This is a genomic window from Mycobacterium sp. ZZG, from assembly GCF_054786995.1.
This window is the reverse complement of the sequence record NZ_JBTBFV010000066.1, coordinates 21,146-28,063: the sequence shown is the minus strand read 5'-3', so window position 1 is coordinate 28,063 and position 6,918 is coordinate 21,146. Positions and strand designations below refer to the sequence as shown.

Genomic DNA, 6,918 nt, shown 5'->3' with positions numbered 1-6,918 from the left:
AACGAACCGCGCTACGCTTCACCTACGGAGTGCCTTCCCGCTTTGTGAACATGGACCCTAGACAAGTCACATTTTCTCAAACAGGACAGGCACTTCCGTGCATTACAGGTCGTGTCAACAGCCTATTCCACGAAACGTCGAGGTTAGGGGTCGTCGATCAGCACCCCGAGCACTCCCCGGCCTTCCGGCAGGTGCCCGATCAGCTGGGCGTCGACGAGATTGATCGCGGTGTGCACGATGGTGCGCAGCGTGTCGTCGAGTTCCAGGCCGCCAAGCCGGTCGCGGCCCCTGATGATCCGCTCCACCCGGTCCTGCACCTCGATGAGCAGCTCACGCAACCTCAACTGGACAAAGTGCCCCGCAGCGCACCCACTCCACCGTCAGTGCACCACGGTGTCGGCCGTTCTGTGATGTGGTTGAGGACCATTGACCCTGGTCCTCGACGGGTGGGGCGCGCAGTGTGGACGTGAATCGAAGGGAGCCTGATGACTGCGACACGTGTGCACACCGCGGCGATCGTCGACGCACTGCAATTGGCGTGCCGGGCACCGTCTCTGCACAACAGTCAACCGTGGCGGTGGGTCGCCGGTGACCACGCAGTCGACCTGTTCGCCGACCCGGCGCGGCTGATCCGCGCCGCCGACGCCACCGGGCGTGAGGCGTTGATCAGCTGTGGGGCCGCGCTCGACCACTTCAGGGTCGCGATGGCCGCCGCCGGATGGGCCACCAGTGTGCAGCGCTTCCCCGACCCCGCAAATCCCCACCACCTGGCCCGGATCGAGTTCAGCTCGACCGCGGTCTCCGACGAGCAGAAGCGTCGCGCCGACGCGATTCTGCTGCGACGCAGTGACCGCCTTCCCATGGCGGCGCCTCCGGACTGGGAGCGGCTCATCGACGCCCTCACCGCCGCGACCCGGCATACCCCGGCCCGGCTGGACGCCGTCGCCGACGACGTTCGCAGCCCGCTGGCCGAGGCCTCGCACCTGGCCGAGGTGGTGCGCCTCTACGATGCCCGTTACCATGCCGAGATCGATTGGTGGACAGCGGAATTCAGCGCCTCGGAGGGGATTCCGCGCAGCGCCCTGATCGCGGCGACGGACAGCGATCGGGTACACGTCGGGCGCGCCTTCCCCGTCAGCGGTGCAGGAGAAAGCCACAGCCGGCCCGACGAGGACCGCGCGGGGATCCTCGTGCTGTCCACCGACGACGACTCCGCCGAGAGCGTATTGCGTTGCGGCGAAGCACTGTCGGCCGTGCTGCTCGAGGCCACGATATTGGGCCTGGCGACATGCACCGTCACACACATCACCGAGGTGCCCGAGGGGCGCGACGTGGTCGCCTCGTTGATCGGAAGCACCGCCAGTCCGCAGGCGCTGGTACGGGTCGGACTGACCCCGACAATGGATGCCGCGCCGCCGCCCACTCCCCGCCGGGCCGTTCGGGACGTGCTCGAAATCCGCGGAGGCGCATCATGACCGAGGCACAGCCCAGCCCCTACATCGTCGTCGGGATCGACGGCTCCCCGGCCGCCGTGGACGCCGCGCTGTGGGCGATCGACCAGGCCGTCGACCGCGATGTTCCCCTGCGGTTGGTGTACGTCATCGACACCCAGGACGGTGAGGTCGACCCGCACGACCAGTCCCGCCGCATCGCCACCGCGGACGTCTCCCTGCGCCACGCGCTGACCGCCGTGGAGGCTGCCCAGCGACCCGTCAAGATCGAGGTCGAGATTCTGCAGGGCAGGCCGGTTCCGACTCTGCTGGAGGCGGCTCGAACGGCGGCGATGTTGTGTGTCGGCGCTCGCGGACTCAGGCATTCGACCCAGGGCCGGATCGGGTCGACCGCGACGGCCCTGTCGGCGTCCGCCCACTGCCCGGTGGCGATCGTGCGCGCCCACCGGCCGCACCACCGTCAGGATCGCTTCGTGGTCATCGAACTCAACAACAGTGCCGCCAGTTCTGAGGTGATGCGGCGCGGTCTGGACGAAGCTCGCCGCCGGAAGGCGCCGGTGCGCGTGCTGACCCCGGCGCGACCCCACCCCGAGGCCAGAATCCACTGGGACCGCCGACTGGCCGAATGGCAGCGCGCCTATCCGGATGTGGAGATCGTGCCGGTCGGCGATCACGGCGACACCCTCGACTATCTCGCCGCGCACGGCGACACCGTCCAACTCGTGGTCGCGGCCCGAAACCGCCCCGGCGGCGTGGCGGCTCTGGTGGGACCTCCCGGCAATGCCGCCCTTCGCGACACGGATTGTTCGATACTGGTGTGCGAACCGCACAACGCTCTATGACCGGGCGCCGGCCCGTTGGGGGGATGACGTCGCGACATGGTGAGGGTTTTCCTGGTAGACGACCATGAAGTGGTACGGCGCGGGTTGATCGATCTGCTCGGGAGTGACCCCGAGCTCGACGTGATCGGAGAGGCCGGGTCGGTGGCCGAGGCGATGACCCGGATCCCGGCACTGCAGCCCGACGTGGCGGTCCTCGACGTCCGCCTGCCCGACGGCAACGGCATCGAGTTGTGTCGCGATCTGCTCTCCCGGCTTCCCGACCTGCGCTGCCTGATGCTGACCTCGTTCACGTCCGACGAAGCGATGCTCGACGCGATCCTGGCCGGCGCGAGCGGCTACGTCGTCAAGGACATCAAAGGCATGGAACTCGCCCAGGCCATCAAGGAGGTCGGAGCCGGCCGCTCCCTGCTGGACAATCGGGCTGCCGCGGCGCTGATGGCCCGGCTGCGCGGAGACAGCGACCCCTCCGACCCGCTCTCGGGTCTGACCGAGCAGGAGCGGGTGTTGCTCGACCTGCTCGGAGAGGGTCTGACGAACAAGCAGATCGCCGCTCGGATGTTCCTCGCCGAGAAGACGGTCAAGAACTACGTGTCGCGGCTGCTCGCGAAATTGGGCATGGAACGTCGCACCCAGGCCGCGGTGTTTGTCTCCAAACTCGAACGGCACCGCCACGCCGACGGCGGCTGACCACTCACCTCAGCGGCGAACCATCAAGGCGCGCAGCAATTTCACCCAATTCGCGGCGCGGCGTCGGCGGCAGCGGGTCGGCGTTCACCGGTGCCCACCCCACCCGAAGCAGCATCTGTGCGTATCCGTCGGCACCGAACACGTCGCGGCGCACGGCCTCCCGGGTGTCGGCGATCTCCAGCGGTTCGGTGATCGGGCAGCTCGCCAGTCCGAGGGCTGTCGCGCTCAGCAGCACGATGCTGGTCGCCTCCCCCGCGCGCAACCACGACAGCCGGTCGTCCTCGCGGGTGCCCAGGGCGAGCACCGCCGCGTTCTCCTCAGCGGCATCGACCTGCGGACTCTGCGGCAGCACGCCTCCGGCGAACGCGCGCAACGGAACCGGCCCCGTCCCGTCGGTGGTGGGAACGCTGTGGGCGGGCACCCCCGCCGTGGCGGCGTACCGGCCGCTCCAGGCGGCCAGCTCGGCGAGGTAACCCTGGTCGCTCGCGTGTGCGAACGCGGCGGCGTTCACCAGCCGTTTCAGGTTCACCAGATCATCGACCCGCCGCAGCATCACCCCGGCCCGGGCGGCGCGCGCGCCCATCAACGCGATATCCCCGCGCGGCACCGGCCATGAGCTGTAGTGCCGACGATCGGTGCGGCGACGCGGGATCGCGGCGGCCAGCGTCACATCGAGCTCGGCCGCCGGATAGCGGTGCAGAACCAGCGCGGCAAGATGATCGGGTTCGGCCGGGTTGGGGAACCGGTGCACCTTGGACTGCCAGCCGAGCGCGGCCAACGCCACCACACAGTGGTTGAGCGCCGCGCCGCAGCTGAGCATCAGGTCGCGGCCGTCGGGATCGGTGTGGGGCAGCAGCAGATCCGGGTTCGCGTACAGATGGATGGTGTGCTCACCGACACGCCACTGCCACGGTTGTGAGTTGTGCACCGAGGGGGCACGACTCGCCAACGACAGTGCCGACCGCAGGGTCTCGCCGCCCGGAAAATTGCTACTCATCGCTTCGTCTCCACCTCAGGAGTTGTCGTCTCCATCAAGGGTGCTTCGGAAGCGGTTCTCAGGGTGAGGGCACAAAGACCCTTTAAGGAGTGACTTACTTCAACCAGACCGCGGTGTCGGGTGCAAGCGTGCCGCCCACGTCAGGTTCGGAGGACAGCACCACCGTCGCCCCCGCGGGCAACCGCACGGTGGTGTCGCCGGTGTTGACCCAACACTGCGTGCCCCCGCGCTCGAACGCCGCGACGCCGGGCGCAACCTCGGTCCACGTGACGTCCCCGGCGTCGCGCCACAGCGCCGGGCGCAGCTGCAGGGCGGCGCGGTAGAGGTTCAGCGTCGACGCCGGATCGCGGTCCTGCGCCTGGACGCTGTGTTCGGCCCAGTGCTCGGGTTGCGGCAGCCACGTCTCGGTTTCCGGATGGGCGGCGAAGCCGTAGGGCGCCGAGGTTTCGGTCCACGGCAACGGAATTCGACAGCCGTCCCGACCCACATCGGTGAAGCCGGACTGCACCCAGGTGGGGTCCTGGCGCGCATCGGCGGGAAGCTCCTCGATCTCCTCGAGCGCGAGTTCCTCGCCTTGGTAGACGTACGCCGTACCGGGCAGCGCCAGCTGTACGAGCGCGGCGGCCCGGGCGCGCCGGCGCCCCAAGACGTGGTCGGCCGCCTCCCCGCCCCAACGTCCCCGCTCCCAGTCGGTGTCGATCAGATGTGCCGGCTGCGACCGGGAGAACCGCGTCACGGTGCGGGTGACATCGTGGTTGGACAGCACCCACGTCGGCGGTGCACCGACCGACGCGGCTGAGCGGATCGCATCGTCGATGACCTTGCGCATCAGCTCCGCTCGCCACGGGGTGCGCAGGAAGTCGAACTGGAATGCGGTGTGCAGTTCGTCGGCGCGCAGGTAACGGGCCAGCCGCTCATTGCTGGGCACCCACGCCTCGGCGATGAAGATCCGTTCCGGCGTGTAGCGGTCGGCCACCGCGCGCCAGCCCCGGTAGATCTCGTGCACCCCGTCCTGGTCCCACGCGGGGTGCCGGGACTGAGTGTGCAGCAACGCCTGCGGTTCATCGTCGGTGCTCACACCGTCGGGGAGACCGGCCTCTTTGACCAGACCGTGCGCGACGTCGATGCGGAAGCCGTCGACACCCCGGTCGAACCAGAACGCCAGGATGTCCTCGAACTCGGCGCGCACCTCGTCGTTGGCCCAGTTGAGATCCGGCTGAGCGGGCGCGAACAGGTGCAGGTACCACTGACCTTTCAGGGGACCTTCCTCCACCCGGGTCCAGGCAGGCCCACCGAACACGCTCTGCCAGTTGTTCGGCGGTGACGCGCCGTCGGCGCCCCGGCCGGGCCCGAAGTGGTACCGCCGGCGCGCACGCGGGTCGCCGGCGAGGGCGGCCTGGAACCACGAGTGCCGGTCGGAGGTGTGGTTGGGCACGATGTCGAGGATCACGCGGACACCCAGATCGTGCGCCTCGACGATCAGCGCCTGAGCCTCGTCCAGCGTGCCGTAGTCGGGTTCGATGTCGCGGTAGTCGGCGACGTCGTAGCCGGCGTCGGCCATCGGTGACGGGTACCACGGGTTGATCCAGATCGCGTCGACGCCGAGCCGGGCCAGGTAGGGCAACCGTGCCCGCAGGCCCGCGATGTCGCCGATGCCGTCGCCGTTTCCGTCGGCGAAGCTGCGGATGTAGACCTGGTAGACGACGGCGGTCTGCCACCATGACTGTTCGGGGGCCACTGGGCGAACTCCTCCGGGCATGAGCGTACGTAAACGTTTTCTCGCCCAGATTCCCGTTTTCAAAGGAATTTGTCAATCGGAATTCCTCTTACGTAAATACTTACGTACGGTTATTCTGGTCACCCTATGATCCCCAGGCAGACCGTCAACATGACCGACGTGGCGCGCCGGTCCGGGGTGTCCATCGCCTCGGTCTCCCGCGCGCTGCGCGGCGAGGCCGGCGTCTCCCCCGCCACCCGCGACCGCATCCTCGCCGCGGCGCGGGACCTTTCCTACGTCGTGTCCCCGGAGGCCTCGCGCCTGTCGGGCGGACCCACCGGCCGCGTCGGGGTGATCGTCCCCCGGATCGACGCGTGGTTCTACTCGACGATCCTCGCGGGAATCGCCGATGAGTTCGACACCGTCGGTGTGGATCTGGTGCTGTGCACGGTGCCCGATTCGGGCGCGCGGCATCGCTTCTTCGAAGCGCTTCCGTTGCGTCGCAAGGTCGACGCGGCGATCGTGGTGTCGCTTCCCCTGTCCACCCGTGAGCACACCCGGCTGGAGCAGCTCGCGGTGCCCACGGTGTTCGTCGGCGGGCATCGCGCCAGGGATCACCGACCGTGGATCGGCATCGACGACGAGCGCGCCGCACAGCAGGCCGTCGGCCACCTGGTGCGGATCGGCCATCGCGACATCGCGATGATCCAGGCCGCCGACGACACCGACATCCCATGGGCCACCGACCAGGCCCGCATCCGGGGGTTCCACTCGCAGCTGCACGAGGCCGGATTGCCCGACCCGACCGTGGTGACGGTGAAGTGGAGCATCGACGGCGGGGCCCACGGCATGGAGACGCTGCTGAGCCAGGACCGCCTGCCCACTGCGGTCTTCTGCCACTCCGACGAGATCGCGCTTGGCGCGCTGCGCACCCTACGACGCGCTGGAATCACTGTGCCCCAGCAGATTTCGGTGATCGGGGTGGATGATCATCCCTCCGCCGACATCAGCGATCTGACGACGGTCGCGCAACCGGTGCGCGAGCAGGGCAGGCTCGCGGCACGCGCGGTGCTCGACCGACTCGACGACGGAGAGGCCGCCGAAACCATGTCTGCGGTGACCACATTGCCGACCAGGCTGGTCATCCGCGGATCCACCGCCCCGCCGCGCTGACACCGCTGCCCCACCGAGCCTGTGAGGTGTGACACACTCACATACGTACCG

General features: G+C 68.7%; 6 protein-coding genes and 1 pseudogene. 4 read left to right on the top strand and 3 right to left on the bottom strand.

Going from position 1 to position 6,918, the window contains the following annotated elements:
* Positions 1 to 146 precede the first annotated feature (146 nt).
* Positions 147 to 344, bottom strand: a pseudogene (locus ACXMYJ_RS25000) (histidine kinase); the annotation flags it as partial.
* 141 nt (positions 345 to 485) lie between these two features.
* On the opposite strand from ACXMYJ_RS25000, the gene ACXMYJ_RS24995 reads away from it, so the two are divergent.
* From ACXMYJ_RS24995 to dosR, 3 genes are read left to right on the top strand one after another with little or no spacing between them, the layout of a single operon-like run.
* Entirely contained in the window at positions 486 to 1,475 is a 990-nt protein-coding gene (locus ACXMYJ_RS24995; protein ID WP_460359140.1) for an Acg family FMN-binding oxidoreductase, read from the top strand.
* Positions 1,472 to 2,293, top strand: a complete 822-nt coding sequence (locus tag ACXMYJ_RS24990) for a universal stress protein (protein WP_260751931.1) — start codon at positions 1,472 to 1,474, stop codon at positions 2,291 to 2,293. The genes ACXMYJ_RS24995 and ACXMYJ_RS24990 overlap by 4 nt, the downstream gene beginning before the upstream one ends.
* A 36-nt stretch (positions 2,294 to 2,329) precedes the next feature.
* Positions 2,330 to 2,980: a hypoxia response regulator transcription factor DosR/DevR gene (dosR, locus tag ACXMYJ_RS24985; protein WP_260751929.1), complete on the top strand. Its 651-nt coding sequence runs from the start codon at positions 2,330 to 2,332 to the stop codon at positions 2,978 to 2,980.
* A gap of 4 nt (positions 2,981 to 2,984) precedes the next feature.
* Here dosR and ACXMYJ_RS24980 read toward each other — a convergent pair whose 3' ends face one another.
* A complete protein-coding gene (locus ACXMYJ_RS24980) occupies positions 2,985 to 3,977 on the bottom strand; it encodes an Acg family FMN-binding oxidoreductase (RefSeq protein ID WP_443188715.1) in 993 nt (330 codons plus the stop codon).
* Positions 3,978 to 4,071: 94 nt separating this feature from the next.
* A complete protein-coding gene (locus tag ACXMYJ_RS24975; RefSeq protein ID WP_260751916.1) occupies positions 4,072 to 5,736 on the bottom strand; it encodes a glycoside hydrolase family 13 protein in 1,665 nt (554 codons plus the stop codon).
* Positions 5,737 to 5,841: 105 nt separating this feature from the next.
* On the opposite strand from ACXMYJ_RS24975, the gene ACXMYJ_RS24970 reads away from it, so the two are divergent.
* Positions 5,842 to 6,867 (top strand): LacI family DNA-binding transcriptional regulator, encoded by a 1,026-nt coding sequence (locus ACXMYJ_RS24970; RefSeq protein WP_260751915.1) that lies wholly within the window; start codon positions 5,842 to 5,844, stop codon positions 6,865 to 6,867.
* Positions 6,868 to 6,918: the final 51 nt, after the last annotated feature.